General features: G+C 68.2%; 22 protein-coding genes. 4 read left to right on the top strand and 18 right to left on the bottom strand.

Features of this window, described 5'->3' with window-relative positions; translation table 11 throughout:
* Positions 1–25 precede the first annotated feature (25 nt).
* On the bottom strand, positions 26–229 hold the full coding sequence (locus V9K99_RS08135) for an antitoxin (RefSeq protein ID WP_337323001.1): 204 nt from the start codon (positions 227–229) through the stop codon (positions 26–28).
* Between the two features lie 208 nt (positions 230–437).
* Here V9K99_RS08135 and V9K99_RS08130 point away from each other — a divergent pair, with 208 nt between their 5' ends.
* Positions 438–725, top strand: a complete 288-nt coding sequence (locus V9K99_RS08130) for a hypothetical protein (RefSeq protein WP_337323002.1) — start codon at positions 438–440, stop codon at positions 723–725.
* Positions 722–2,314, top strand: a complete 1,593-nt coding sequence (locus tag V9K99_RS08125) for an amidase (RefSeq protein ID WP_337323003.1) — start codon at positions 722–724, stop codon at positions 2,312–2,314. The genes V9K99_RS08130 and V9K99_RS08125 overlap by 4 nt, the downstream gene beginning before the upstream one ends.
* Here V9K99_RS08125 and V9K99_RS08120 read toward each other — a convergent pair.
* A complete protein-coding gene (locus tag V9K99_RS08120) occupies positions 2,304–3,695 on the bottom strand; it encodes an MFS transporter (RefSeq protein ID WP_337323004.1) in 1,392 nt (463 codons plus the stop codon). The two genes, V9K99_RS08125 and V9K99_RS08120, sit on opposite strands and share 11 nt — an antisense overlap.
* A gap of 103 nt (positions 3,696–3,798) precedes the next feature.
* Between V9K99_RS08120 and V9K99_RS08115 the strand changes: the two genes are divergently transcribed.
* Positions 3,799–4,500, top strand: a complete 702-nt coding sequence (locus tag V9K99_RS08115; protein ID WP_337323005.1) for a TetR/AcrR family transcriptional regulator — start codon at positions 3,799–3,801, stop codon at positions 4,498–4,500.
* Between the two features lie 5 nt (positions 4,501–4,505).
* Here V9K99_RS08115 and V9K99_RS08110 read toward each other — a convergent pair whose 3' ends face one another.
* The 16 genes from V9K99_RS08110 to V9K99_RS08035 all read right to left on the bottom strand — a co-directional run bounded on the left by V9K99_RS08110 (position 4,506) and on the right by V9K99_RS08035 (position 25,148).
* Positions 4,506–5,258 (bottom strand): isocitrate lyase/PEP mutase family protein, encoded by a 753-nt coding sequence (locus V9K99_RS08110; RefSeq protein WP_337323006.1) that lies wholly within the window; start codon positions 5,256–5,258, stop codon positions 4,506–4,508.
* Positions 5,255–6,208 carry a sigma-70 family RNA polymerase sigma factor gene (locus V9K99_RS08105; RefSeq protein WP_337323007.1) on the bottom strand — a complete coding sequence of 318 codons (954 nt, stop codon included), beginning with the start codon at positions 6,206–6,208 and terminating at the stop codon, positions 5,255–5,257. The genes V9K99_RS08110 and V9K99_RS08105 overlap by 4 nt, the downstream gene beginning before the upstream one ends.
* 79 nt (positions 6,209–6,287) lie before the next feature.
* Positions 6,288–8,798 (bottom strand): LuxR C-terminal-related transcriptional regulator, encoded by a 2,511-nt coding sequence (locus V9K99_RS08100; protein ID WP_337323008.1) that lies wholly within the window; start codon positions 8,796–8,798, stop codon positions 6,288–6,290.
* On the bottom strand, positions 8,795–10,018 hold the full coding sequence (locus tag V9K99_RS08095) for a DUF6923 family protein (protein WP_337323009.1): 1,224 nt from the start codon (positions 10,016–10,018) through the stop codon (positions 8,795–8,797). The genes V9K99_RS08100 and V9K99_RS08095 overlap by 4 nt, the downstream gene beginning before the upstream one ends.
* Positions 10,011–10,766 (bottom strand): bestrophin-like domain, encoded by a 756-nt coding sequence (locus V9K99_RS08090; protein ID WP_337323010.1) that lies wholly within the window; start codon positions 10,764–10,766, stop codon positions 10,011–10,013. The genes V9K99_RS08095 and V9K99_RS08090 overlap by 8 nt, the downstream gene beginning before the upstream one ends.
* Positions 10,767–10,774: 8 nt before the next feature.
* Positions 10,775–11,710, bottom strand: a complete 936-nt coding sequence (ispH, locus tag V9K99_RS08085) for a 4-hydroxy-3-methylbut-2-enyl diphosphate reductase (RefSeq protein WP_337323011.1) — start codon at positions 11,708–11,710, stop codon at positions 10,775–10,777.
* A 12-nt stretch (positions 11,711–11,722) separates the two neighbouring features.
* Entirely contained in the window at positions 11,723–12,751 is a 1,029-nt protein-coding gene (locus V9K99_RS08080; RefSeq protein WP_337323012.1) for a family 2 encapsulin nanocompartment cargo protein polyprenyl transferase, read from the bottom strand.
* 10 nt (positions 12,752–12,761) lie between these two features.
* The gene (locus V9K99_RS08075; protein WP_337323013.1) at positions 12,762–14,150 is read right to left on the bottom strand and encodes a family 2B encapsulin nanocompartment shell protein; all 1,389 of its coding nucleotides are present in this window, start codon (positions 14,148–14,150) and stop codon (positions 12,762–12,764) included.
* Positions 14,151–14,160: 10 nt separating this feature from the next.
* Entirely contained in the window at positions 14,161–16,347 is a 2,187-nt protein-coding gene (locus V9K99_RS08070; RefSeq protein ID WP_337323014.1) for a terpene synthase family protein, read from the bottom strand.
* 3 nt (positions 16,348–16,350) lie between these two features.
* Positions 16,351–17,763: a family 2B encapsulin nanocompartment shell protein gene (locus V9K99_RS08065; protein WP_337323015.1), complete on the bottom strand. Its 1,413-nt coding sequence runs from the start codon at positions 17,761–17,763 to the stop codon at positions 16,351–16,353.
* A 283-nt stretch (positions 17,764–18,046) separates the two neighbouring features.
* Positions 18,047–19,054, bottom strand: a complete 1,008-nt coding sequence (locus V9K99_RS08060) for a zinc-binding dehydrogenase (RefSeq protein WP_337323016.1) — start codon at positions 19,052–19,054, stop codon at positions 18,047–18,049.
* Between the two features lie 13 nt (positions 19,055–19,067).
* Positions 19,068–20,423 (bottom strand): MFS transporter, encoded by a 1,356-nt coding sequence (locus V9K99_RS08055; protein ID WP_337323017.1) that lies wholly within the window; start codon positions 20,421–20,423, stop codon positions 19,068–19,070.
* 19 nt (positions 20,424–20,442) lie between these two features.
* Positions 20,443–21,936 carry a mannitol dehydrogenase family protein gene (locus tag V9K99_RS08050; RefSeq protein ID WP_337323018.1) on the bottom strand — a complete coding sequence of 498 codons (1,494 nt, stop codon included), beginning with the start codon at positions 21,934–21,936 and terminating at the stop codon, positions 20,443–20,445.
* On the bottom strand, positions 21,933–23,150 hold the full coding sequence (gene manD / locus V9K99_RS08045; RefSeq protein ID WP_337323019.1) for a D-mannonate dehydratase ManD: 1,218 nt from the start codon (positions 23,148–23,150) through the stop codon (positions 21,933–21,935). Before manD ends, V9K99_RS08050 begins: the two co-directional genes overlap by 4 nt.
* A gap of 10 nt (positions 23,151–23,160) precedes the next feature.
* Positions 23,161–24,123 (bottom strand): 2-hydroxyacid dehydrogenase, encoded by a 963-nt coding sequence (locus V9K99_RS08040; RefSeq protein ID WP_337323020.1) that lies wholly within the window; start codon positions 24,121–24,123, stop codon positions 23,161–23,163.
* Positions 24,120–25,148, bottom strand: a complete 1,029-nt coding sequence (locus V9K99_RS08035) for a LacI family DNA-binding transcriptional regulator (protein ID WP_337323021.1) — start codon at positions 25,146–25,148, stop codon at positions 24,120–24,122. Before V9K99_RS08035 ends, V9K99_RS08040 begins: the two co-directional genes overlap by 4 nt.
* 183 nt (positions 25,149–25,331) lie before the next feature.
* Between V9K99_RS08035 and V9K99_RS08030 the strand changes: the two genes are divergently transcribed.
* Positions 25,332–25,745 carry a hypothetical protein gene (locus tag V9K99_RS08030; protein ID WP_337323022.1) on the top strand — a complete coding sequence of 138 codons (414 nt, stop codon included), beginning with the start codon at positions 25,332–25,334 and terminating at the stop codon, positions 25,743–25,745.
* The last annotated feature ends 96 nt before the right edge of the window (positions 25,746–25,841 follow it).

Genomic DNA, 25,841 nt, shown 5'->3' with positions numbered 1-25,841 from the left:
TCGGCGTCGTCGGCTCGAGGGTCGGCTACTGGATGTCGTCGTCCTGACCGTCGAGGTTGTCGAGCTGGTCCTTGGCGAAGTCGGTGCCCTGGTCGATCTTCTCGCCGTACTGGCCGCCGGTCTTCTCGTCGGCGAACTCACCGGCCTTGTCCAGGCCCTCGCTCACCTTGTCACCGTGCTCGTCGACAAGGCCGCTCGCCTTGTCCTTCATGTCGTCGAACATACCCATCGTCTTTCCCCGTTCTGTCGATGGTTGCTTGGACTACCTAACCGTTCCTACCCGATCGCACCGAGCCGGCACAAGGACTCCGCACGTCTGTTGTCCGGCGGTTCACTCACAGTGATGCAACGTTGTGTTGACATCAGCGAAATCTGCCAGGTGCGCGGGGGTGACATAAAAAGGGCTGACGGGTTGCCGCCACGACCGGGAGGGTGTTGTGAGTCTGAGTCAGCCGACGGACGCCGAACTGGATGTGATGATCCGGGCGCGTCTGGCCTCGATCGGTATCGATCTCGATCAGTTGCCTGCGGGGACCGCTCCGGATCCGGACACGGGGAGTCCGGGCCGGGATTCGGTACTCGCGAGTCTCCGAGGGTTCATGCGTACGACGGTCCTTCCGCTGAGCGCCTATTCGTTCGCGGCAGGTGGTGAGGCCGCGCTCGGTCAGCAGGTCGCGCCGCCGCAGTTGTACCCGTCGATCGACGTCGTCCGGGAGGCGCGATGAGCGCGCCGCTGGACGGTCAGGTCGACCGGCGGTCGTTCCTGTATCGCGCGAGTGCGCTGGCTGCCGCGACGACGGTCGGTTCGGTCGCGTTGCCGTCGATCGCTCATGCGGCTCCAGCGACAACGGGTACGGCGACGTTGGTCGACGTACCGGTTCGAACGGTTGAGGTCAGCGAGCTGACCGTGGCCGAGGCCGCGACGCTGATCCGGAAGGGCCGGTTGACGCCGGAGCAGTTGCTCGAGGCGTACCTGGAGCGGATCACTGCTTTCGACGCGACGTATCAGGCGTTCAACCTGGTGCTCGCGGACGAGGCGCTCGCGCGGGCCCGGGCACTCGGCCGGTCCCGCGGTGGGGCGCTGCACGGGATCCCGCTGGCGATCAAGGACAACTACTACACGAAGGGTGTGACCACGACCGCGAACTCGTACCTGTTCGCGGACTTCGTGCCACCGTTCGATGCGACCGCCGTACGACGGTTGACCGCGGCCGGCGGCATCGTCCTGGGCAAGACGCAGATGGGGCCGTTGGCAACCACCCGGGCAACCACGCCGGACGGGCGGATCACCACGGTGAACGCCTGGACGCCGGCCAACCCGGCCACCGATCCCGGTGGTTCGTCGTCCGGATCGGCGACCGCGGTGGCGGCCCGGATGGCGGCCTCGAGTGTGGGGACGCAGACCGGTGGTTCGATCACGGCGCCCTCGAACGCGCAGAACCTGACCGGACTGAAGCCGACCATGGGCCGGGTCTCGCTGTACGGCATCGTGCCGTTGAGCTACACCCGCGATCACCCGGGGCCGCTGGCGCGGGACGCGATGGACGCCGCGATCATGCTGACCGCGATGGCGGGGGAGGACCCGGAAGACCCAAGGACGCAAGGGCTTCCGCCGGTCCCGGACCTGGTGACCGCGGCGACGCCCGTGGTCCAGGGCCGCCGGGTCCGGGCGCGCTGGCGCACCCGGATCGGCGTCATCCCGGGCTTCACCAGCGGGACCTCGGAGACCGCGGTGGCCCGCAAGACAGCGCTCGACGTAATGGCCGGGATCGAGGGTCTGTCGGTGGTCGACGTGACGATGCCGGACGAGTGGGACGTGCTGACCAGCGCGGCCTTCAACAACGTGCGGCTGCCCGAGCGCAGCGAACCGTTCCTGCCGATGTTGCGGTCCGATCTGCGCGGCTTCGGTGTGTCGGTGACCGGCTGGCTGCAGGGGGCACTCCTCGGGGCGAACGAGTTCCTGATCGGTCAACGGGCCAAGATGCTGCTGCTCCAGCGAGTCCTCGACGACCTCTTCGAGCAGTGCGATGTCGTCGTACAGACCTCTCCGACGCCGTTCGACGCACTCGGTCTCCCCGAACTCGCGCTGCCGATCGGCTTCACCACCCAGGGCCTTCCGATCGGAACGATCCTGGGTGGCAAACCCTTCGGCGAAGACCGCCTCCTCGCGGTCGCCGCGGCCTACCAAGCCACCACCGACTGGCACCACCGCCGCCCCGCCGACCCCGCCGCACCAGCAGCCGCGGCCCGAACAACCACGACTGCCGACCGCGGCCGCATCCTCGCCGAGGAGGTCCCAGACCTCATGCAGTAGTCGTCAGCTGGTCTGAGCGTTGCGATCGCCCGGCCCGGATTCTGGTCAGGAGGGCCAGCACACCACCGACGATGCTGACGGCTGCCGCGGTCCACAGCGCCGCGCGCAGGCCGTCGGCCACGGTGGTCGCCGATGCGGCGATCGCGACGAGGACGGCGAGACCGAGGGCGCCGCCGATCTGCTGGGCGGTGGTGGCCATCGCCGAGGCCGTGCCTTGTTCGCCGGCGGCCACACCGCTCGCGGCCGCGGCGAACATCGCCGGGAAGGTGAGTCCGCCGCCGACGCCCCACACGATCAGGCCGGGCAGGACGGTCCAGATGGAGCCGTCGGTGAGCATGCCGGCCGCGAGGACGGCCAGGCCGGCGCCGTTGACGGTCATCCCGACCAGCAGTGTGCGGGGGATTCCCCAGCGCGCGATGAGTGGCGCCGTACCGCGGAGCGATGCAGTCGCGGAGATCACGGTCAGTGGGAGGAAGGCCAGGCCCGCGGCGAGTGGGCTGTAGCCGATGACGGTCTGCAGGTAGGTGGTGAAGATGTAGTACGCACCACCGAGCGAGGTTTGGAAGAAGAGGATCACCAGCATCGCGACCACCAGACTCCGCGACCGCCAGAGCCGCGGCGGAACGAGCGGGCTCGCGGTCCGCTGCTCGATGAACCCGAAGAGTCCCAGCAGTACTGCGCCGGCCACCAGCGACCCACCGCCAGGGATCGAGATCCAACCCGCTTCCGGGCCGTTGACCAGCCCCAGGACGACAAGTGACGAGCCGGCGGTGACCACGATCGCACCGAGTACGTCGAACCCGCCTGTTCGCGGCGTACGTCGTCCGGCGGGAACCACCCGAAGTGTGGCGGTGGCGACGGCCAGGCCGATCGGGACCATGACATAGAAGACCCAGCGCCAGCCCCACGCGTCGGTGAGGACTCCACCGAGGAGGGCGCCGGCGGCGAGACCGCCACTGCCCGCACTGCCCCAGACGGCCAGGGCTTTGTTGCGGGCGGCCCCTTCGTCGAACGTCGTGCTGATCAGGGCCAGCGAGGCCGGGCTGAGCAACGCCCCGCCGAGACCCTGGGCGGCCCGGCTGGCGATCAGGACCCCTTCGTTCGGGGCGAGTCCGGCGCCGAGCGAGGCGAGGCTGAACAGGGTCAGGCCGAGCGCGAACATGCGGCGGGCGCCGAGCAGGTCGGCCGCCCGGCCGCCGAAGAGCAGGAACCCACCGAAGCCGACGGCGTACGCCGTGACCACCCACTGCAGGTTCTGCGGACTGAACTCGAGCGCGTGGCCGATGTCCGGCAACGCGACGTAGACGATGTTGTAGTCGAGAGCGACCAGGAACTGGCCGAGCGCGAGCACGGCCAGCTGGAGCGCGGGAGATTTTCGCACGATCATTCCTCAGCTGTGAGCTTTGGCTACACGCCGCGCAAACATTGAACGGTGTGTAGAAATTGCACGCAGCTTAAAACATGATCGGTGTAGAGTGTCAACTGTGAGCGAGGCGACGACCAGCAGACGGGCTCGGTTGCGGGCGGAGACGGCGGCCGAGATCAAGGCGATCGCGGTCCGGGCGCTGACCGAGAACGGTCCGGCCGGGATCTCGCTGCGGGCGATCGCCCGGGACATGGGGATGACCGCCGGGGCGATCTACAGCTACTTCGAGACCCGCGACGCGCTGATCACCGCGCTGATGATCGACATCCACAATGCGCTCGCCGATGCCGAACTGGCGGCCTGGTCGTCGGCTCCGGCCGACGATCCGGGCGCGCAGTTGCGGGCGATCGCCGCCGCGTACCGGGACTGGGCCGTCGCGAACACAGCCGAGTTCCAGCTGATCTACGGCGACCCGATCCCCGGCTATCAGATGCCGGCCGACGGTCCCGCCCGGGAGGCGGCCCACCGTGCCTGCGCGCTGCTGACGAACATCGTCGCCATGGGCTGGCAGGCCGCCGCCGCCACCGAGCCGTCAGGCACAGTCACCTGGGCCGACTTCGACCCGGCCCTCGCCGGCGAGGTACAACGCGACCACCCCGGCCTTCCCCCGGAAGCCCTCTCCCTCGCGATTCGCCTCTGGTCCCGTATCCACGGCCTGGTGACGCTGGAGATCTACGGCCATCTGACCAACCTCACGCCGGTGCCGGCAACCGTCTTCGCCGCGGACATGACCGCGCTGACGACGTCGCTCGACTGGTAGGAACCTCAATGGGTGAAGGGGTTGTGGCCTGATGCGAGGGTCGGGAGGAGAGTGGTGGCGAGGTGGGTGTAGAGGTGGCGCTGGAGCATGGGGCCGAAGGTGATGCGGGCGGTGCCCAGGGTGGCGAGGTCGGTGAGGGTGTTCTTGCCGATGCCGTAGCTGACGTTGACCGGGCCGGGGATTTCCTTGGTCAGGGTGCGGAGGGTTTCGGGGTCGTCGGTGGCGATGGGGTAGACGCAGTCGGCGCCGGCGGTGAGGTAGCGGGTGGCGCGGTCGATCGCGGACTCGAGTTGTTCCTCGGGTGAGCCGGCGCGGCGGATGAAGGTGTCGATGCGGGCGTTGATCACCAGGTCCGGGTCGGCGGCCCGGATCGCGGCCAGGAAGTCTGCCTGCTCGTTGGGGTCGATCATCGCGCCGGTGGCGGGGTCGGAGTCCTCGAGGTTCAGGCCGACGGCGCCGGTGGCTGCGAATCGCTCGACGAGTTCGGTCGGCGCGAGCCGGTAGCCCCGCTCGAAGTCGATCGTCACCGGTACGGAGACCGCTCGCGCGATCCGGGCGGCCGCGGCGAGTACATCGTCGACCGGTGCCGCTTCGCCGTCGTCGTACCCGAGGATCGTCGCGGTCGCGAAGCTGCTCGTTGCGACGGCCGCGAAGCCTGCTTCTTCGACCATCCGGGCCGAGGCCGCGTCCCAGGCGTTGGGCAACACAACGGGGGTGCCGGGGACGTGCAGGGCTCGGAGGGTGCTTGCGAGTGTCATGGTGTCTCCTTCGATGGCCGGCTGAGCGGCAAGCCGAACGCCGGGAAGAGTGCAGGGTGGTGGAACGCCATCACTGCGGCGATTCCGGAGGTCGTCAGGGTCAGGACCTTGATCGAGTGCGCGTGGTACAGCCCGTCACCACCGCGGTTGTAGAGCGCGAACGCGGGCTGTCCGTTCGCGGAGGTCGCGAACAGGAAGCCGCGGCCGGGATCGAGCTTCGCGTCGAGCAGACGCAGTACGTCGCTCCGCCCGCTGAACCAGGTCGGGATCGGCGGCATCTCCCATCGGGTGTCCGCGGTCAGCAGACCTTCGAGCGCCACCAGGTCCTTGCTCTCGAAAGCGGCGGCGAACTGATCGAGCAGCGCACGCCGTACAGGCTCGTCCGGCTCGCTCAGGTCCTCCTCGACCGGGTGAAGCCTGGCCAGCTCGGCCCGGGCACGCTGCAGCGCACTGTTGACCCCGGCAGTGGTGGTGTCGAGTACGACGGCGACCTCAGCCGCCGACCACGCCAGCACCTCGCGCAGGATGAGTACGGCGCGTTGCCGGGGCGGGAGGTGTTGCAGCGCAGCGACCATCGCCAGTCGGAGGCTCTGCCGGTTTCCCACCACGGCGGCCGGGTCGGCGTTGAGCATCAGGTCGGGGAAGGGCTCCAGCCACGTCACCTCGAACGCTTCAGGCTGTAGCTCGTCCGGGTCATGGCCGGGAGCGCCGAGCGCGGACGGTACGACGCGACGACTGCTGTGCTGCAGCGAGTTGAGGCACACATTGGTCGCGATCCGGTAGAGCCAGGTCTTCACCGACGAGCGCTGCTCGAAGTCCGTCTGCCCGCGCCAGGCGCGCAGGTACGTCTCCTGTACGGCGTCCTCGGCGTCGTGCAGCGAACCGAGCATCCGGTAACAGTGCGCGACCAGCTCTGCCCGGTGTTGCGCGAACTCCGCCTCGAGGTCCATCACACCTGTATAGACCGACCCCACCGACAGAACTCATCGCTCCGATGACCACAAACTTCAGGACCGCTCGATGCCGCGGTCACCCTAGCCGGTTGGCGAGGTGGTGGCGGGAGGGGACGTTGAGTTTGCGGAGGGTGCTGGTGATGTGGTCTTCGACGGTGCTGACCGAGAGGGCGAGGGTGGATGCGATCTGGGCGTTGGTGTGGCCCTGGGCGGCGAGTTGGGCGACCTGGAGTTCGCGTGGGGAGAGGGTGTTGCCGTAGGAACGGCGGCCGCGTTTGCGGGTGACGGGGAGGCCGGCCGTCTGTAAGGCCTCGCGGCAGCGGCGGGCGTCGCCGCGGGCTCCCATGGACTCGTAGGCGGCTGCGACCTCGGTCAGCGGTTGTGGGTTGCCTTGGGCAAGGAGCACGAGCCCGTGTTCCTCGAGTGCCAGGCGCTCGTAGTAGTGCCAGCTCAGAGCCTGGTACTGCGCGGCCGCCTGTTTGCACAGGTCGGGGGATTGGTTGACGAGGCCGTCGACCAAGGTGGCTGTGTGGGCTCCGGAGAACTCGCCTGCCAGTCGACGTGCATCGTCGAAGCGGCCGTCACGGAGCAACGAGCGGCAGGCGACCAGGGCCAGGTCGCCCGCGGTCGCCCAGGCGGACTTACGTCGTACGACAGACAGACACTGCTCGAGGTCGGCGCCGGGGCAGGCCGCGACGGCGGCGGCGTGGACGGGAAGCGGTCCGAACTCGGTGCGGGCGATCACCTCCTGGAGCAAGTCTTTGCCAGCAGCGACATCACCGCGGGCCAGTCGCAGTCTTCCGTCGATGAGCATGATCTCGGCCCGGACCAGCGGCAGATCTGTGCCGGCGACTCGGGCCAGGCGCTCCCGGAGCAGCGTCCAGTCACCTTCGGCGAAGGCAAGTCGTAGACGGGTGGCCGCGATGACCGCCAGCGTGTAGGGGTCGTCGTTCTCGGCAGCCCGGTCGAGGAGTGCCGAACTCCGCCGGACCTTGCCGAGCCAGGCCAGCGCTGCCGCGACGTCGGCGCCCGCGGCCTCGTCGACCTCACCGAGCGCGAGCCGGAAACGTGCCTGATTCGTCCGTACGGCGAGCTGCGCATCGGTATCCGGGGTGTCGCCGATGAGGGACAACGCCCGCTGCATCCAGGCCCGATGCTCGAACATCGGCTCGGTGCCGTACGACGGGACGGCCAGTGCAGACAGCGCCCACGCCGCCGACTCCGGATCTTGACCCAACTCCTCGGCGGCAGCGGCCAACTCGCGGCGCCCAGCCTGCACCTCGCCAGCCCGATCATGCAGCAGCAGACCGAGAGCGAGCCGGAGCCGCCCACGCGCCATACTCCGGACTCCAGACTCCGCGAGGACCGACTGCAGAGTGGTGATCGCCTCGGCCCAGGGTCCACCCATGGCGATCCGTCCGAGCTTGGTCGCGAGCCGGGCCCGATCCGCCCACGGCAACGCCTCGACTTCCAGCATCGCGGTGAACTGCTCGGCCGCGCTCTCGACATCGGCACCCGAACGGTCCGCCGCCAGTTCGGCATGAGTCAGCCAGGTTCTGATCTTCCCGCCCAGCCGGGCGTGCTCCGCGACCCGCGCGTGCGGTGGTGGATCGATAGACGTAAGTGCGGCCGCAGCCTGCCGGTGCAACCGCCGGAGCTCGTTCGGCGGGATCATCGCCACGATCGCCCGCCGTGCGAGCGTGTGCTTGACGTCGTACAAGCCTGGCCGTGGTTCGTGCAGCAGCCCGGTAGCGAGAGCGTCGTCGATCGCAGTGGTCAACGTCGCCGCGGTGACCTCGGAGACCGCGCCGAGCAGCGCCTCCGACGCGGCCGTGGTCAGCACCGCAGCGGCACACACAACACGCCGGCAGCCCACCGATGCGTCCTGCATCGTCTGCGCCATCGACGCCCGTAAGGCGACCGGCGGTCGAGTCTCGGCGAGCGCACGCCGTACCTGCTCCTCGACCAGCGCACCTTGCCGCACCGGGATGTCGCGCAGAAACTCCTCCACCGCGAACGGGAGTCCACCGCTGTGCCGGAGGAGTTCGTCGGTCACGGCTGACGGCACGAGATCCAGGCCGAGCAACTGAGCGGCCAGATCCCGTACGGCGTGCGCGTCGAGCGGCTCCACTCGTATTTCGGTCGTCCGCGACGGACCCGTACCGGCGAGCGAGACGAGGTCGCCTCGGCTGGTCAGCACGATCTGCACCTTCGGAGGTATGCGGCTCGTCAGAAACCTCAGCAAATCAAGGGTTTCCGGAGCCGCCCAGTGCAGGTCCTCGATCAGCAGTACGACGGGCCCGGCCGTCGACAACGCGGTCAACACATCCTGGTTGCTGTCCGAGCTGATGCCGAGAGCCTCCGCCACCGGGCTCGAGTCCTGCGGCCGGCACTGCCCGACGAGCCAGCGCGTCGAGCGTCGAGCCGACACCTCCGCCAGGAGCCGGGTCTTGCCGACACCGGCTTCACCGGTCACCAGGATCACGCCGGGCGATCGGCTCAAGGCGGCGTCCAGCAGCCGGAGTTCGCGCTCTCGCCCGATCAGTGGGGAAGGGCCGGACGAGGCCGACCGTTCTGCCGCTCTCACCGGCGCCGCATCCGTCGCTGAGCCGCCGCGGCGGCGCCACCGAACAGGACCATCAGCAACGTCGCCAGCGACCACCGCCGCAGGACCTGCACGTCCCGATCCTCCGGCGCGGGCACGGCGGCCACCTGCGGCGCGATGTCGAACTCGGCCGGCGCACTCGGCGGGACTGTCCGCGGCGGTCGGGGCGTCGCCGGGGTGCCATCACGTGGTGGCGGAGTCGGGGTCGGGGTCGGTCGCGGTGAGCTGGGCCGAGGCGGGGGAGGCACCACGGCCGTCTGCGTCGGCACGGGCGCTGACATCCGGGGCGGTCGAGGCGTCGGTCGTGGCGTCACCGTCGGGCTCGCAGTCGGCGGTCGCACAGTCGGCGTCGGTGTGGGAGTTGGTGTCGGGGTGGGTGGCGGCGGCGGAGGCTGAGCGGCCCGGCTGAGACACCCGGCCGCATCGCTACTCGCCAACGGCTTCCAGGACGACAGCTCTCGCGCAGAGCCGTCGAAGCCGATCCGGAACAGCCGGCTCCGCCGTCCGTACCCGGTATGGACGGCATACAACTCCCGCGACCCGATCACGACGGAGCTGTACGAGTCCTGCCAAGGCGCTCCCGGGACCGCGGCGACCACGCGCACCGCCCCGCTGACCGGATTCAGGCTGACCACCCTTGCCGTGTGCCCAAAGGTGGAGAGCCCATACAGCAACCCGGTCGCGGGATCCGCCGCGAAGTCGTCCACCTCCACCGCCAGGTACACCGGCGACAGCCGCACCACCCGCACGACACTCTTGTACGACGGACTCCGCGGATCGATGTCGATCGTGTAGAGCCGATGCAGGTCCCGCAGATACAACCGCGACCCGGCGACTGCGCCGGCCGTTGGAACCGCCACGCCACCGACTCCGTGCCGGATCGGACCAAGATCCTTGGCCGTCCCGTGGCGGTTGATCGTGACGAGTCGCGGGCGACGGAGCAACGAACCGCCGGCGATCCCGTAGACGAGGTCCTGCTCCTTCGAGTACCCGGCTGCCTGGATCTGGTAGCCCAGTTGGCCCAGGTCGGTCGTCGAACCAGAGGGAAGATCGACCCGGACCAGGCGGGACAGCGACGAGTATCGCGCCGATTGGAAGTCGAGGATCGAGCACTCCACCGCTGCCGCCGCCTCACCGGGTACGAACACGACGGCAGCGCAGGTGAGGACGAAGGCCGCCACCGCTCGCCGTACGTCAGCCACTGTCGCTCAGCCGGGCGAGGGCCGATACGAAGGCGTCCGGGCCGACGTCGGCGCCGCCGCTGAACGGGTTCTGCAGTTGGTAGATCGCGAACAGGAGCAGGCCGATCGCGCCGGCCAGCATCGACACGATGAAGGCGTACGAGTACAGGCTCGGCCCGCCGAACATGAACATCAGCGCCACCGACATCACACTGCCGATCAGGATCGCGAACCAGACCACCCCGCTGACGCCGCTGCCGCTCGAGTTCAGCCGGAGCTGGCGAGCCTGGTACACGTTCCAGATCTGGTTCGCCGCCTCGACCCGGCTGTCCTCCTGCCGCTCGGTCGTCGTCTTCGCGGTCTCCACTGTCGTCTTCAGGTTGGCCAGCAGCGTCCAGCCTTCGCTGCCGACCTCCCGACCTGACCGCATCGCCGGCCATTCCCGATCCGACACCACGGTCGCGTAGGACCGAGTCAGTGTCCGGACCTTCGACTTGGCCGGCTCGGGGAGCGAGTTGCCCGCCCACTGCACCGCAACGAGCGCGTTCGCCTCGTCGTACGTCGTCTCATTCGCCGTGTCCATGCCGTCGAACAAGGAGATGAGCACGAACGCGGCGATCACCACGTTGACCCCGCCGACCACGGTGAAGACCTGTCCGGCGACCTCGTTGTTGCCTTCCCGTCCTTCCCGCTGACGAGCCTTCCGCAACGCCACGGCCAGGACCGCCGTCACCACCATCAGCCCGCCGACCCACAGGAGACCAGTCATGAACAGGCTCATGGCTGCCTCACCGCCGCCGGTAGCGTGAAGCGGACGGTCTCCTCGGCGACCGCCCGCTCGACCACCTCGACGGGGCCGAGCGATGCGATCCACTCGATCACCTCGTCGACCAGCACCGGGGGAGCGGATGCCCCGGCTGTCAGGCCGACTACTTGTACTCCGGCCAGCCAGTCCATGCGTACGTCGTCCACGCCGTCGACGAGGTAGGCCGGCGTACCGTTGCGCAAGGCAAGCTCGACCAGTCGGCGGGAGTTCGACGAGTTGCGCAAGCCGACGACCAGGACCAGGTCGGCCTGCTCGGCGATGGCGGCCAGCGCGACCTGCCGGTTGGTGGTCGCGTAGCAGATGTCGGCCGAGTCCGGCCCGCGAAGCTCCGGGAACTTGTTGCGCAAAGCATCGACCACCGCACTGGTCTCGTCGACGGCCAGCGTGGTCTGGGTCAGATACGACACTCGCGAGGGATCGGCCACCGACAGCTCGGCGACATCCTCGACCGTCTCGACCAGCAGAGTCTGTTCAGGTGCTTCTCCCAGTGTCCCCTCGACTTCCTCGTGACCGTCATGGCCGATCAGTACGACGGTGTCGCCGCGCGCGGCGTACCGACGTGCCTCGACGTGCACCTTGGTGACCAGCGGACAGGTCGCGTCGACCACGGTGAGCCCGCGACCTGCTGCCTCCCGACGGACCGCCGGCGCGACGCCGTGGGCGGAGAAGACCACCGTGGCGCCGTCCGGGATCTCGTCGAGTTCGTCGACGAAGACCGCGCCACGGCTCCGCAGGTCCTCGACCACGTGCGTATTGTGGACAATCTGCTTGCGGACAAAGACCGGTCCGGGCCGGGCAGCGAGCAGGCGTTCGACGATCTCGATCGCTCGCTCGACACCGGCACAGAACGACCGTGGCGACGCGAGCAGGATGGTTCGTGTCGTCAATTTGATCCCCCCTCAGTGATCGCGGCGTGTGGCCAGCCGGGCCAACCTCTCCAGCTCGGTGACCGCGGGAGCAAGCGCACCCGCCGCCGTCAGTTCCCCCAACGCAGCCGACAACAGCGCGTCGGCCTGCGCCTGACTGCCCTCCCGTGCACCGGCCGCCTCGATCAGCCCGGCCGCATGCACCAACTCCGCGTCGGACAGCTCGTCCTCACGCCGGTACAACGCCGCCAGCTCGCGACCGGCCGCCGTACTCGAGGACAGCGCGGAGACCACCGGGAGAGACTTCTTCCGTCGGCGCAGATCGGAGTACACCGGTTTGCCTGTGACCGGTGGCTGTCCCCAGATGCCGAGTAGGTCGTCGACGTACTGGTACGCGAGCCCGAGGTCCTCGCCGTACAGCCTGAGGTGGTCGATCTGCTCCGGCCGTCCGCCGCCGAGGAGCGCACCGAGGGCGGTGCAGCAGCCGAGCAGCGCGCCGGTCTTGAGTTGCGCCATCCGCACACACTCGGCCGGTACGACGTCATCCCGCTGCTCGAAGTGCGCGTCGGCCAACTGTCCGTCGACCAACTCCTGTACGGCGGCTCCGAGCATCCGAGCCGCATCACCCCGACTCGGATGACCACTGCCCACGAGCACGTCGAAGGCGAGCCCGAGTAACGCGTCACCGGCCAGGATCGCCGGTCCGAGCCCGAACACGGTCCAGGCGGTGGCGCGATGTCTGCGGGCGGTGTCGCAGTCCATTACATCGTCGTGCAGCAAGGAGAAGTTGTGTACGAGTTCCACCGCGACCGCGGCCGGCAACGCGGCTTCCGTCGTACCTCCGACTGCTTGGGCGGTCAGCAGGACCAGCGCCGGACGGATGGCTTTGCCGCCGTCGGCATGAGCCGGGTTGCCGTCCTCGTCGGCCCAGCCGAAGTGGTAGTCGGCGATCCTTCTGGTTGCCGGTGGCAAGCTTCCGACCGCGGCCCGGAGCGCGGGCTCGACTTGGGCCCGGCTCCAGCCGAGGACGTCGGCAGCGGATCGTTCCTGAAGAGTTGACATCGCATGCTCCTCATCCACCGAGTTCGACGTTCTCCAGGACACCGAGCGCGTCCGGGACGAGCACTGCCACCGAGTAGTACGTGCTGACCAGGTAGGAGATCACGGCCTTCTCGTTGATCCCCATGAACCGAGCATTGAGGCCCGGCTCCACCTCGTCGGGCAGCCCGGTCTGCCGCAGTCCGACGACACCTTCGTCGTCGAGACCGGTCCGCAGTACGAGCACCGAGGTCGTGTTGGTGCCGGAGATCGGGATCTTGTCGCACGGCAGCAGCGGTACGCCGCGCCACGCGTGCACCGTCCGTCCTTCGACCGTCACGGTCTCGGGGTAGACGCGACGCTTGGTGCACTCCCGTCCGAACGCCGCGATCGCGCGCGGATGCGCCAGCAGCAGCCGCGGTTTGCGACGCCTGGTGAGCAGTTCGTCGAAGTCGTCCGGAGTCGGCGGACCGGTCCGGGTGTAGAGGCATTGCTTGTAGTCCGCGTTGTGCAGCAGGCCGAAGTCGCGGTTGTTGAGCAGCTCCCACTCCTGTCGCTCTCGCAGCGCCTCGATGGTCAACCGGAGCTGTTGCTCGGTCTGGTCCATCGGGTCGTTGTAGAGGTCGGCCACCCGCGTCTGCACGCGCAGGATGGTCTGCGCGACGCTGAGCTCGTACTCGCGCGGTGCCGGGTCGTAGTCGACGTACGTCCCGGGCAGGTCGTCCTCACCGGCATGCCCGGACGCGACATCGATCTCGGCCTCGCCCGCCTTGTTCTGCGCCGGTTTCGGCCGTTGCCGTACGTCGTCCAGGTGTTCGCGCAACGATTCGGACCGATCCAGCAGGTCGTTGAAGTCCTGCCTGCTGAGTTTCAGCACGATGCAGTGCGTCAGCGCCTTGGCGGTGTACTCCCACAGGTTCTCCGGCGGCTCGACCATCAACTGCTCGCCGAGATAGTCGCCATCGGCAATCGTGCCGAGATCCGTCCCGGCCCCGTACTGCCCGACGCCGGTCTTCCCGACCTTGCCATGGGCAATCAGTACGACGTCGTCCACCCGGCTGCCGAACTCGGCGATCACTTGGCCGGGCTCCAGCTCCTCACGCCGGAACCGATCGGCGAGCGCGGACAGTACATCGTCGTCGGTGAAGTCCCGTAACGGCGGAAGCTCGGTGAGTTCGACCGGGATCACCCGGACGTCGGAGCCGGTGACTGAGAAGCTCAGCCGGCCGTCGCCGAGAGCAAACGTGGTACGCCGGTTCACCCGGTACGTGCCGCCCGTGGTCTCCACCCAAGGGAGCATCCGGAGCAGCCAGCGCGGTGAGATGCCCTGCGTTTGCGGCACAGACTTGGTCGTGGTGGCCAGTTGCCTGGCCGCCGCGGTGCCAAGGCTGAGCTGCGGATTCTCGTGCTCGACTGCGGTCACAGTGCACCACCTACCAGTTGATGAACTCGGCTGCCGAAGTGCCCAGTCCGGTCGGACCGCCCAGCCGGCGAGGCAGTGAGGGCTTCCGATGGGGCAATGAGGCTTGGTCATAGCGGTGGCAACCCTTGTGCCAGACGAGAATCCCGGACATCCAGTCCTGCAGCTCCTCCGCGTACCCCAACACCGTCCGCCGGACCTCGTCGTCCAGGCCGAAGTCGCTGATGAGCGTGGGCAGATCGACAGCGACCACCTGTTCGAACTGCTTCATCCGAGCCGTCATCAGATCGTTGACGACGGCCACGGCACGATCCTTGTCACAGGCAAGGAAGTTCTGAACGACCAGGATCCCGTTGTGGAAGTCACCGTCGTACTGGATCTCCTTGTGGTACGAGAAGACGTCGTTCAGCAGGCAGGCGTAGTCGGCGGCCGCGTTCTCCATCGCCTGCACCGGCCGGGACCGGTAGACGTCGTCGGGGATCCGCCGGCCGTGCCCGATCCGGCACAGCGTCATGGTGAGCTCGGAGCCGAAGGTGCGCCGGCGCATCTCGATGTAGTCGACCGGGTCGGGGATCCGGTTCTGGGTCAGGTTCGTCAACTCCCATAGCCAGCTGTCCGTCATCGTGTCCACCGCGTTCCGGAACGCGCGCCGCTCCTGCGTCGTCATCCCGGCCGCGGTGCGCGACCACAGATCGGCGAGACTCCGCTCGAGGGCGATCGTCGGCTCAGGTGTCACCTGACTGTCGATCGGCATGAGCTGGGACAGCCGAGCCGTGGTCGCTTTGGCGCCGGCCAGGTCGCGCCGCGGGCCGAAGACCGCCGGATAGTAGTCGTCCGCGTAGGTACCCCACGCCAGCCACTGACTGGCGAGATCGAGCTCCTCCGCGGAGGCATGCGGATGCAGTCCGGACGCGCACAGCGGAAGGTCGAATGCCTCCAGCATCCGGGCGTCCCAGATCGTCCCGTCCGTGATTCCTACGCGGTCGCCCCACTCGAGGATCGCGAACCGCGCGTCGGCCAGATGCGGACTGCGCTTCGCCGTGTACGGCATGTAGAAGTCCGGAAGCGTGGTCGGCCCGACCACCTGGTGTGGGACGAAACTGTGGCTTCGGATCCGGTACGGCGCGGTGGCCACGAGCGAGGAGAGGATGCGGACGGCCGACGTACCGAGGCCAGTCGGACCACCCAGCGCAGCCTTGCCGCCCTTGTTCATATAGCGGCTCGATCGCAGGTGCCACTCGTGCCCACCGGATTGCCAGTCCTGCAGACCCTTCACATAGTTGAGCACCGCCAGCCGGCCTTCCGGATCGACCTGATGCTCCTCGACCAGTGGCGGGATCTCGGTGATGACCGTGTTCTCGAACTGGTGCAGGCGTGACGTCAGGATGTCGTTCACCAGTTCGACGGCCTGCTGTACGCCGCAGTCCAGGAAGCGCTCCACCACCAGCACACCGTTGTTCAGCTCGCCTTCCTGCTCCACCTCGCGCTGGTAGGAGAACAGGTCGTTGCGCAGGTGGACCGCATCGGAGAAGGTGTCGCTCAGCACCTGCATCGGCCGGGTCCCGGCGATCTCCACCGGCACTTCCGCGTTGGCGGCGTACTCGACCAGGTTCGCCGACCAGGGCGCACCGCCGACCTTCCGGCGCATCTCGACGTACTCGATCGGGTTCGGCAGCCGGCCCGTGCTGATGTTCGACAGCTCCCACAGGGACTCGGCGAGTAGAGCCTCAGTGGTCTGCCGGAATCGCCGCCGCCAACCGGGTGACATGCTCGGGACCGTCCGGGTCCAGAGGTCGGCAAGACCACGTTCGACCGGGTTCTCCGGTGACTCGGTGATCTCGCCCTCGACCGGCATGAAAGCCGGCAGCCGGTCCAGGTACGCCTTCGCGGCCGGGATGTCGCGGGTCTTCTTGTACAGCTCGAGGAAATGGTCGTCGAAGTAGAAGACCCACACGTACCAGTCGGTGACCAGGTCGAGGGCCGGACCGGTCGCGTCCGGGTGCGTGTACGCGCAGAGCAACGCGTAGTCGTGCGAGTCGAAGTCGTGCTCGTCCCAGATGTGGTAGCCGTTCTGGGGTACGTCGATCATGTCGAACTCGTAGGCCCAGGACTTGCTGTGCGCCCGGGCACCGTCCAGGTTCGGGTTGATCCTGGCCGGGTAGGGCACGTAGAAGTCGGGCAGCTCATAGGGCTGCGCCATAGATCAGCCTTCCCGGCCGATCTCCACGCCTTCCAGGATGCCGAGCGCGTCCGGCACCAGTACGGCGGCCGAGTAGTAGGCGCTGACCAGGTAGTTGATGATCGCCTTCTCGCTGATGTTCATGAACCGCACCGACAGGCCGGGCTCGTACTCGTCCGGCAGCCCGGTCTGGTGCAGGCCGATCACACCCTGGCTGTCCTCGCCGGTCCGCATCAGCATGATCGAACTGGTCCGCGTGTCGCTGATGCCGAGCTTGTTGCACGGGAAGATCGGTACGCCGCGCCAGGCCGGCAACCGGTGGCCGCCGACATCGATCGCGTCGGGGTAGATCCCGGCCTTGGTGCACTCCCGGCCGAACGCGGCGATCGAGCGCGGATGGGCAAGGAAGAACGCCGGCTCCTTCCAGACCAGGCTGAGCAGTTCGTCCAGGTCACCCGGGGTCGGCGGGCCGCTGCGGGTCGGGATCCGCATGCTCAGGTCCGCGTTGTGCAGCAGGCCGAAGTCGCGGTTGTTGATCATCTCGTGTTCCTGCCGCTCACGCAGGGCCTCGATGGTCAGCCGGAGTTGCTGCTCGGTCTGGTCCATCGGGTGGTTGTAGAGATCCGCGACCCGGGTGTGCACGCGCAGGACGGTCTGGGCGACGCTGAGTTCGTACTCGCGGGGCGTCGTCTCGTAGTCGACGTACGTGCCGGGCAGGTCGGACTCGCCCTCGTGGCCGGCTGCGAGTTCGATGGCGGCCTCGCCGTACTCGTCCTTCGGCCGGTCGGGGCTGTTGCGGAACTGCTCGATGTGTGCGCGCAGGCTGTCGGACTGCGAGATCAGTTCCTCGAAGGATGCCTGGGACAACGTCAGCAGGGTGCCCGGCGTGATCGCCTTGACGGTGTACTCCCAGAAGTCGTCGGACTCCAGGATCGCCTGGTAGGTGAAGTGATCGCCGTCGACCAGCGTCTCCAGCACCGACTCGTCGCCGTACTTGCCGACGCCGATCTTGTTCACCTTGCCGTGGGCAATCAGGCAGATCTGGTCGGCCGGGCGGCCGCGTTCGACGATCACGTCACCGGCCTGGAACTCCTGCTGGACAAAGCGATCGGCGAGGGCGGTCAGCACCTCGACGTCGTCGAAACTGCGCAACAGCGAGAGTTCGCAGAGTTCTTGCGGGATCACCCGGATCTCGGCCCCGGTGGTGGTGAACGTGACCCGGCCGTCGCCGACCGCGTAGCTCAGCCGGCGGTTGACCCGGTAGGCGCCGCCCTTGGCCTCCACCCACGGCAGCAGTTTCAGCAGCCACCGCGAGGTGATGCCCTGCATCTGCGGCTCGGACTTGGTCGTGGTGGCGAGGTTGCGGGCGGCCGCCGTCCCCAGGCTCAGTTGCGGCTGCTGTCCTACTGCGTCGATGTCCGGTTCGGTCAGCGTCATATGAATCACCCATTCGGTCGAATTTTGGGCGCGCGACAGCACCAACTGTCTGTGAGTTGGAGCCCCCCAAGCAGCGCCGATCGGCAGCAGGAGAAGGGATACAGACAGCATCGGCGCCCCAGTACGCCCTGTATCCAACCCGCCGGTCGCTACATCACAAACAGTAACCGGGCAGTGACGGCCCCCGTCAAGACGTTTCCGTTGGCAACTTGTTCCGGGTGATGGCGAACCCCGAAACAATTCCGCCCGGACCCCGAAAGAATGTGGTGCCGACCCCGATGAGTTACCAGAGCGAGACGAGAACCTTGCCGGAGGTGTCGGAGTCCTTGGCGACGGCGAAGGCCTCGACGGCCTGGTCGGCGGGGAACTCGTGGGTGATGACCTGCTCGAGCAGCGGGTTGGTGTCCAGCAGGTCGACGGCCTGGTCGATCTCGTCGTTGAAGCGCATCGTGCCGCGGAGCTGGAGCTCCCGGGAGACGAGCGGCGAGAGATTCACCGGTCGAGCCTCGTTGAGCGGGATCCCCACGAGTACGACGATGCCCGCGCGCCGGGCGGCGTCGAGCGCACCCGTGATCGCGGCGGGGATGCCGGTGCACTCCAGTACGACGTCGAAGTGCGCGGACGGGACGTCCTGCGTGCCGATCTGGACCGTGTCGTGGACACCGAGCTCCCGGGCTCGCCGGAGCGGACCCGGGAGAACGTCGGTCGACACGACTTCGGTGGCGCCGAGGGCGAGTGCGGCCGCGGCGGTCAGCAGGCCGATGGCGCCGGAGCCGGACACCAGCACCCGCTTGCCCTTGACCCCGCCGGCGATGGTGATGCCGTGCAATCCGACGGCGAGCGGCTCGGCCAGGGCCGCTCGGCGGAGCGGCAACGTGGTGGGCAGGAGTCGAAGCATGTCCTTGCGGACGATCAGGAACTCACTCATCCCGCCCTGAGTATGCGGCCAGGTGGAGGCGCTGCCGAGGTAGGCGCCGTTCGGCCACAGGTGCGGCCGGTCCTCGATCCCCGGCTCGGGCGTGCCGAAGGTGGCCGGGTGGATGGTCACCGGCGTCCCGGGCGCGAGCTCGCCGGACGGGTCGAGGTCGACCGTGCCGGAGAGCTCGTGCCCGGGAACGAGCGGTTCACGGACGACGAACTCACCGTTCGCGCCCTCGTTGTAGTAGTGCAGGTCGGAGCCACAGATGCCGCCGTACGCCATCCGGAGACGCACCTGGCCGGGCTGCGGGTCCGGAGTGGGGAGCTCGGTCTCGACGAGCTCGAGCTTGCCCTGGATGACGATGGCCTTCATTTCTCTCCCTGGATCAGGCGGCGGTTGGTGCCAGTGTGCGATCGGTCGCGTTCTCCGGTGCGAGCAGGTCCCGGTCCCGGGTCTCCGGCGCCATCAGCGCGGCGCCGAACGTCACCACCATCGCGACCGACATGTAGATGGCGACCGGCACCCACGAGTCAAAGGCACCCAGCAACGCGACCGCGATCAGCGGTGCGAAGCCACCGCCGAGGACGGCGGCGAACTCACGGCCGAGAGTGACACCGGCGTACCGGTAGCGACTGCCGAACAGCTCGGGGAAGTAGCTCATCGTCACCGCCACCCCGCCCTGGCAGGCGAAGACGAAGCCGATGATCATGGCCAGGTAGATGACCGTGAGATTTCCGGTGCTCAGGGCAACGAATGTCGGGAAGGGCAGCACGACCAGCAACCCGGCGATGCCGAGGAACACCGTCCGCCGGCCGAACAGGTCGGACAGGTACCCGAGCACGATCGCGCCGAGACCGCCGAAGATCGCGCCGACCACCAGGATCTCCGGCACGGTTTGGGCGTCGATCTTCACCGTGCCCTTGAGGTACGACGCCATGAACACCTGGTACGTGTACGACTGCACGCTCAGCCCGACCGTCATCAGGGTCACCAGGGCGACCGCCTTCTTGCCGTTGCGGAACACCTCCCGCACCGGCGCGGCCGCGGCTGCGCGCTCGGCCTTGATCTCCGTGAACACCGGCGTCTCCTTCAGCTTCCGCCGCAGGATGTACGCGGCCACCGTGACGAACGCGCTGCTCAGGAAGACGAGTCGCCAACCCCAGGACATCAACTGCTCGTCGGGCAGGAGTTGGACGAGAGCCCACGCACCTGCACCGAGGGCAGTGCCCGCAGCAGCGCCGGTCATGATCAGCGCCGCCAGCCGGCCGCGACGGCCAACGGCCGCGGTCTCGGTCAGCAGGGTGGCACCACCGGACTGCTCGGCGCCGGCGCCGAAGCCCTGCAGGAACCGGCTGAGCACCAGCAGGATCGGCGCCCAGACACCGACGCTCTCGTACGTCGGCAGGACGCCGATCGCCATGGTCGAGATGCCCATCAGGGTCAAGGTGGCCACCAGGATCCACTTGCGCCCGAGGCGATCGCCGTACCGCGAGAAGAAGAAGCCGCCGAGTGGACGGGCGCAGAAGCCGACCGCGTAGGCGCTGAAGCTGGCCAGCAGGCCGGCCGTCGGCGAGATGTTCGGGAAGAACAGGGTGCTGAAGACCAGCGCCGATGCGGTGCCGTAGATGACGAAGTCGTACTGTTCGAGAGCGGTGCCGATCAGTCCGGCGAGGGCGGCTCGGCGGACTTCCTGGCGCGGCGGGTCCTGGGCCTTCGTGGCCGGGGTCGTGACTGGTTGCATGGCGGATCCTCTGGATACGTCAGGCCGCGGGGGACGCCTGCGGCTGGTGAGGGGTGCGGGAGCGCGCGGCCTCGCGGGCGGCGGCTCGGACGCCGTCGGTCGTGATGACGGCGACGTACTCGGCGATGCGCTGGACGAACTGGTTGCTCTGGGCAAGTTCAGTGGGGAAGACCTGGGCGCAGGCTGCCCGGACGAGTTCCTCGCGTGACCCGGCCTTTGTCGCGAGCTCACCGAGCCGCTCGCGGGCGGGATCCACCATGGCGTGCGCGTGCGGGCCGGGATCGAAGCCCGGCATCGGCAGGACGCAGCACAGCCAGGCGGCGATCGTCAGGGCGAGGTGTTCGGGCATGACGCCTCGGTCCAGCAGCTGCAGCGCCGGCAGCGGGACTCGTTGCGGCAGCTTCACCGACCCGTCGGTGCCGACCTGCTGAGTACGGTGGCCGAGGGCACCGTTCGACCACCGTTGGAAGAGTGATTCGACGTACGCCTCGACGTCGAAACCGTGCGGCAGCGAGATGCTCGGCAGGTATTCGTCCTCGAGTACGGCGCGAGCGGCGTACTCGATGAAGTCCTGAGCCCTCGACTCGGGGATCGTCGCGCGGCCGTCGAGTGCCCCGAGGTATGCGATCAGTGAGTGGGTGCCGTTGAGCAGTCGCAGCTTGATCAGCTCGTACGCCTCGACCTCGTCGGAGAAGACCGCGCCGGCCCGCTCCCAGGCGGGACGCCCGGCGGCGAAGCGGTCCTCCATCACCCACATCGTGAACGGCTCGGCCGGGACCGGGCTGCGGTCGCCGACCCCGAGGAGTTCGTACGCCGTCGCGCGGTAGGCGTCGGTGGTCGCGGGGACGATGCGGTCGACCATCGAGTTCGGGAACGTGACGTGCTCGGCGACCCAGTCGGTGGCCCGGCTGTTCGCGGCCTGGAGGAACTCGAGGATCAGGCGGCGGGTCTGCGTCCCGTTCGACTGCATGTTGTCGCAGCTCAGCACGGTGATCGGGCGGCGGTGCGTGGCGGCCCGGTGTTCGAGAGCGCGCGCGATCTGGCCGATCGCGGTGTGCGGCGTGCTGCCGCTGAGGTCTGCTCTGATGCCCGGGTGGTCGAGGGCGAGTCGGTGGGTGCTCGGGTCCATGCAGTAGCCGTGCTCGGTCACGGTCAGGGACACGATACGGGTGTCCTCGGCTGCGATGGCAGCGACGACGGCTGCGGGATCGTGTGCGGCGACGATGGCGCCGGTGTGGACTCCGGGAACGCTGATGGCCGAGCCTTCGGGTGACAACTCCAGGACGGAGTAGAGGCCGTCCTGAGCGTTGAGGGCATCGGCGACCGATGCCGAGCGGCTCGCGACGCCGAGGATTCCCCAGTCGCCTGCTTTCGCGGTGTAGACCGCCTGGTGTGCGCGGTGGAAGTTGCCGAGTCCGAGGTGGACGATCCCGGTGGTGGACGGCCTCTGGTCGGGGGTGAGTAGGTGCCGGGGAACGGAACGGCGGCTCAGGGTCGGAGACAAGTCGTTCACCAGTCCGTCACGGCGCCGTCGATACTGCGCGCAACGGGTAGGTAGGCGGGCTCGTAGGGGAACTTCGCGGCCAGGTCCTCGTCGACCTCGACACCGAGGCCTGGAGCTTCACCCGGGTGGAGATAGCCGTCGGCGAAGGACCACGAGTGGGGGAACACCTCGTGTGCCAGCGGGTCGTAGCCCATGTACTCCTGGATGGCGAAGTTGTGCGTCGACAGACCGAGGTGGACGCTCGCACCGAGCGACACGGGCGAGACGTCGGAAGGTCCGTGCGGTGCGGCCCGGACCTGGTACACGTCGGCGAGCGCGAAGATCTTGCGCAGGTGACTGATGCCGCCCGCGTGCGCGGCCGCGACGCGGATGAAGTCGATCAGTTGCTCGGTGATCAGGTCCTTGCAGTCGTAGATCGAGTTGAAGACCTCGCCGATCGCCAGCGGGGTGGTCGTGTGCTGACGGACGAGGCGCAAGGCCTCCTGGTTCTCCGCCGGAGTCACGTCCTCGAGCCAGAACAGGTCAGCCGGCTCGAGTTCCTTCCCGAGCCGTGCCGCCTGCTGCGGGGTCAGCCGGTGATGGGCGTCGTGCAGCAGTTTGAGCCCAGGGCCGACGTGCTCGCGGACTGCGGTCAGGACGGACGGGGCGTGACGCAGATACGCGGCGGTGTCCCACAACTCCACGACCGGAGCTGCGCCGCGGGTGGCCGGCTCATAACCATGGGCGTCCCGATGTACGCCGTACACGGTCTCCAGACCTGGTACGCCGGACTGCGCTCGGACCGCCCGGAATCCGTCCTGGCGGCGGGCATCCACGGCGTCGAGGAGCTCGGGGAGTTCCCAGGCCGAGGCGTGGGTGTAGGCGAGGACGCGGTCGCGCACCGCACCGCCGAGCAGTTGGTACACCGGCATGCCGGCTGCCTTGCCCTTGATGTCCCACAAAGCGAGGTCGACGGCACTGATGGCGGCCATCGTGATCGGCCCGCGGCGCCAGTACGCCCCGCGATACAGGTACTGCCAGGTGTCCTCGATCCGCGCCGGGTCGGTGCCGATGAGCAACGGGTTGACGTGGTCGCGCAGGTACGACGCGACGGCGAGCTCACGGCCGTTGACGGTGGCGTCGCCGTACCCGACGAGACCGTCGGCGGTCTGCAGTTTGAGCGTGACGTAGTTGCGGCCCGGGCTGGTGACGATGACCTCGGCGGCGATGATGCGATCAGTCATAGGAGTGCCTTCAGAGTTGTACGACGTTGCGCAGTTCGTTGCCGTGGGCAAGAGCCGTGATGTTGGCCGCGATGTTTTGGATGCGGCCGAGGAAGGTCTGCCGGGTGATGCCGGACAGGTGTGGGGTCAGCAGGACGTTGTCGAGATCGCCGAAAGGTAAGTCGGCGGGTTTGCCGTGACCGTCGGGACCTGGGTATGAGTACCAGACGTCGAGGGCGGCGCCGTGGATGGTCTTGTCGCGGAGGGCTTCGTACAGGGCCTGCTCCTGGACGAGCGGGCCGCGGGCGACGTTGACGAGTACGCCGTTGCTGCCGAGTGCCTTGAGTTCGGCGGCTCCGATGAGGCCGCGGGTCGCTTCGGTCAGTGGGGCGGAGACGACGAGGGTGTCGGATTCGTCCAGCAGGCGGTGGAGTTGGGAGGTGTCGCCGGCCCAGTTGAGGCCTTCGGCATCGGCTCGGCCTGAACCAGTGACCGCTTGACCTTGGGCGCCGAAGGCACGCAGTACGCGCCAGGTGGCTCGGCCGATGTGGCCGAGACCGACGAAGCCGATCCTCGCGCTGCTGAGGCTCTCGGGTTGGGGGAGGGCGGCGTCGTACACCGGAGAGAGCCAGCGGCCTTGGCGGAGTGCGGCGTCGGCCTGCGGGAGTTCGCGGCGGAGCGCGATCAGGGCCCAGACGATGTACTCGGCGATGGAGTCCTCGTGGTTGTAGGTGTTCGCGAGGATGGTTGTCTTGGTGAGAGCGCTGGGGTTGATGCGATCTGTGCCGGCGCCCGCCACCTGCACGAGCCTGAGGCCAGGCGCGGCGTCCGCCATCTCCTGGGTGTACGTCGGACCGACGAGGACGTCGGCGTTGTTCAGGGCGTCGAGGACTGTTTCCGGTGTTGACCAGACTGTTTCGGTGCCTGTGGGTAGTAATTCCTCGAGTTCATTGCTGAGCGGCCGGAGGTTCGGGTCGGTGATGACAACTCTCATGCCTGGCTCCGTCCACGTCGGGCTGGGGTCCAGCCTGAGACTGGGCCGGTACTTTGGCGGACCACGAGCTGGGTGGGCAGCGTGACTGATCGTGGGGCGACCGGTGCTTCGGCGATGAGGTTCTGGTGCAGCATGTCGACGCTCATGACGGCGGCGCGCGACATCGGGGTCTGGATGCTCGTCAGTGTTGGCCGGCTCACCTCGGCCAGCGGGGTGTCGTCGATGCCGACGACGCTGAGATCGGTGGGAACCTCCACACCGAGCGCTGCGGCGCCGGTCATGATGCCGAGTGCCATCAGGTCGTTGTGGGCGATCACCGCGGTGGCTCCGGACGCGACGACACTGGCTGCCGCGGCCTGACCGCCGGCCATCGTCTCGGCCTGCCAGCCGAGAAGTTCGAGGTCGATGTCAGCTTCTTCCGCGAGTCGCCGGAGGGCTTCGACCCGGTTCTGGTTCGACCAGGACAGTGGCGAACCCTGGGCGTAGGCGACGTGCTCATGACCGAGGACGCGCAGGTACTCGAGCGCTTGCCGCAGCCCGTCAGCCGCATCGGGTACGACGCTGTTCGTCTCGTCCGAGGTGCGGTTGACCAGGACGAGTGGGGTGTCACCGCACAGCTCGACGATGTCGTGGGCGGGCAGGCGGGGCGAGCAGACGATGAACCCGTCGACCCGCTCGTGCAGCTCGCCGAGGATCTCGCGCTCCCGGTCCGGACTGCCATCGGTGTCGGTCAGCACGATCGTCTGCCGACGGTTCCACCCGTGTGCCTGGGCGGCCTTGACGAAGCTCGCGAACACCGGGTTGCCGATGTCCGGCACGATCATCGCCACCGTCGCCGAACGGGTCGGCAGACTCGCGGACCGTGATCGGCGGCCGGCCGAGGCGACGTACCCGATCTCCTCCGCGGCCGTGATGATCCGGCGCAGCGTGTCCCGCCCGATCCGGTCGGGGTCGCTGAACGCGCGCGACGCAGTCGACAACGAAACACCCGCCCGCTGCGCGACATCGGTCAGAGTTGGGTTCACGAAACGGGCTCCCGCCTGGTCTCCAAGGTTTCCGCAACCTTGCGGCAAGTTGCACAAACATGTCAAGACCTTGTCCCAAGAGCCTCGCGTGGCCTCCGCCCGGCTTCGGTGCGCCTTCCGGTGGCCGGAATCGGCGTTGGTGTGGCGGTGGGGGTGTTGGTGGTCGAGAATTTCTATTCATGGGTGACCAGATCGGGCAGGCGTAGGTTCTTCGTCACTGCGACCGCCGCCGGGGCCGCGGTGGTGGGCGGTCCGACGCTGGCCCAGACGGCTTCAGGGGGTGCCCCGACTGCGGCGGCTGGTGCTGGTGGGTGGGCCGACTGGTTTGCGCGACCTGGGGCGGCGGTGCGGCCGAAGGTTCGGTGGTGGTGGCCGGACGGGCTGGTCGATCCGGCGGAGATCCGGCGCGAGGTGGATCAGCTGGCCGACGCCAGGTTCGGGGGTGCGGAGATCGCGGCCGTGCACCATTCGATCGAGGACAAGTCGGTGCTGGATCCGATCGGGCATGGTTGGGGTTCAGCGCCCTGGATCGCCGGGGTCGAGGCCGCGCTCGACCAGGCCGGGCGACGCGGGATCTCGAACCGTCGTCGACCTTGACACCACGAAAGCCCACCTCGACCTGGGTGAGGTCTTCGATACCGCCGAAGTCACGGTGAACGGCCATCGCCTGCCCCCGGTCAACCTCATCAACCC

Source organism: Kribbella sp. CCNWLW201 (assembly GCF_037203805.1).
GTDB lineage: Bacteria > Actinomycetota > Actinomycetes > Propionibacteriales > Kribbellaceae > Kribbella.
This window is presented reverse-complemented; position numbering and strand designations above follow the sequence as displayed.